We start from the raw sequence: 2,142 nt of genomic DNA, 5'->3' as shown, positions 1-2,142 counted from the left end.
GCTCGATGGCGGGCAGGTCGAGGTGGTTGGTCGGCTCGTCGAGGACGAGCAGGTTGACGCCACGCGCCTGGAGCAGCGCCATCGCCGCCCGAGTGCGCTCACCGGGTGAGAGCCGCCCGACGGCGCTGCCGACCTGGTCGGCCTTGAGCCCGAACTTGGCGAGCAGCGTGCGCCGGTCGGCGGGGTTGAGGTCGGGCACGGCCGCGCCGAACGCGTCGCCGAGCGGCAGGTCCTCGCGCAGTCCGGTGCGCGCCTGGTCGATCTCGCCGACGGCCACGCTCGCGCCGAGCGACGCGCTGCCGTCGTCGGGTGCGACCCGACCGAGCAGCAGCGACAGCAGAGTCGTCTTGCCGGCGCCGTTGGGCCCGGTGATGCCGATGCGCCGACGGGCCTCGACCTGCAGCGATGCCGGCCCGAACGTCCAGTCGCCCCGGCGGACCACCGCCTCGTTGAGCGTGGCCACGACCGAGCTCGACCGTGGCGCGGCCCCGATGGAGAACTGCAGCACCCACTCCTTGCGCGGCTCGGCGACCTCGTCGAGCCGGGCGATCCGTGACTCCATCTGCCGCACCTTGCGGGCCTGCTTCTCGGACGACTCGATGCTCGCGGCGCGCCGGTTCTTGTCGTTGTCGGGGCTCTTCTTCATCGCGTTGCGCACGCCCTTCGACGACCACTCGCGCTGTGTGCGCGCCCGCGCCTCGAGGTCGGACTTGGTGCCGGCATACGCCTCGTACGCCTCGCGCGCGTGCCGGCGGGCGACCTCCCGCTCCTCCAGGTAGGACTCGTAGCCGCCGTCGTGGACCGAGACGAAGTTCTGCGCGAGGTCGAGCTCGACGATGCGCGTGACGCAGCGGGCGAGGAACTCCCGGTCGTGCGAGACGAGCACGACGCCACCCCGCTGGCCGTGGACGAAGGCCTCGAGGCGGTCGAGCCCCGCCAGGTCGAGGTCGTTCGTCGGCTCGTCGAGCAGCACCAGGTCGAAGCGGCTCAGCAGCAGCGCGGCGAGCGCCGCCCGCGCAGCCTGACCACCCGAGAGCGAGGTCATGAGCGCGTCCGGCCCGACGTCGAGACCGAGCTCGGCGAGCATGGGCGGGATGCGCTCGTCGAGGTCGGGCGCCCCGCTGACGAGCCAGTGGTCGAGGGCGACGGCATACGTCTCGTCGGCCGTCGGGTCGTCGCTGCCGAGGGCAGCCGCGGCCTTCTCCATGGCGGTCGTGGCGGCTGTGGCGCCGGTGCGGCGACCGATGTGGTCGGCGACGGTCTCGCCGGCCACCCGCTCGTGCTCCTGCGGCAGCCACCCGACGAACGCGTCCGAGGGGGCCGTCGTCACCGTGCCCGAGAGGGGAACGTCCTCGCCGGCGAGCAGGCGCAGCAGCGTCGACTTGCCCGCGCCGTTGGCGCCGACGACGCCGACGACGTCACCGGGTGCGACCGTGAGGTCGAGGTGCTCGAAGAGGGTCCGGTGGGCGTGGCCCCCGGCGAGGTCCTTGGCCACGAGGGTCGCGCTCACGCCCCACAGCCTAGGGCCGCGGGGCCGGTGCCCCGTTCACAGCAGGTGGACCGTGACGAGGTCACCGTCGATGAGCTGGTCGACGGCCTCGGGCACCTCGATGAGGCAGTTCGCGGCAGCGAGCGCCGTGAGGTGCCGGGCGTCCGGGGCGCTCACGGTCCCGTCGTCGTGGAGCACGCTCGTGAGGAACTGGACGCGGCCGGCCCGTGTGTGCCGGGTCCTGCCGGCGTATGCCGCGTGCCCGGGTCGCGCCGCCGGCACCCCGTGGCGTCGGTCGAGGGCCGGGCGCACGAGCACGTGAAAGGCGACGAAGGCGCCGACCGGTGTCCCGGGCAGGCAGACGACGGGCGTGGAGCCGAAGCAGCCGAGTCCCTGCGGCCCCCCGGGCTGCATCGCCAGGTGCACGAAGTCGAAGGTCGGCAGCGGTGAGCACACCTGGCGGACGACCTCGTAGGCACCGGCGCTGACGCCACCGGTCGTGATGACGACGTCGACGCCCGGGTCGGCCTCGAGCTCGTCGAGCAGCGAGCGGAGGTCGGACGGCTCGTCGGAGCACACCTCGACCCGGCGCACGTCGCAGCCGGCGGCCTCAGCGAGCGCGGCGACCATGTCGGAGTTGGACTCGTGGATGC

At 73.6% G+C, this 2,142-nt stretch carries 2 protein-coding genes; both read right to left on the bottom strand.

The features are described 5' to 3' along the window. Positions 1 to 1,510, bottom strand: a 1,510-nt coding sequence (locus AC1DP0_RS21220; RefSeq protein ID WP_478088440.1) for an ABC-F family ATP-binding cassette domain-containing protein, incomplete at its 3' end; no start/stop codon positions are given. A 36-nt stretch (positions 1,511 to 1,546) separates the two neighbouring features. Then, positions 1,547 to 2,142 (bottom strand): molybdopterin-binding protein (locus AC1DP0_RS21215; RefSeq protein ID WP_478088438.1); only part of this gene is annotated, 596 nt, incomplete at its 5' end.

The sequence above is a fragment of the Terrabacter sp. P5_B1 genome (assembly GCF_056400505.1).
This window is presented reverse-complemented; position numbering and strand designations above follow the sequence as displayed.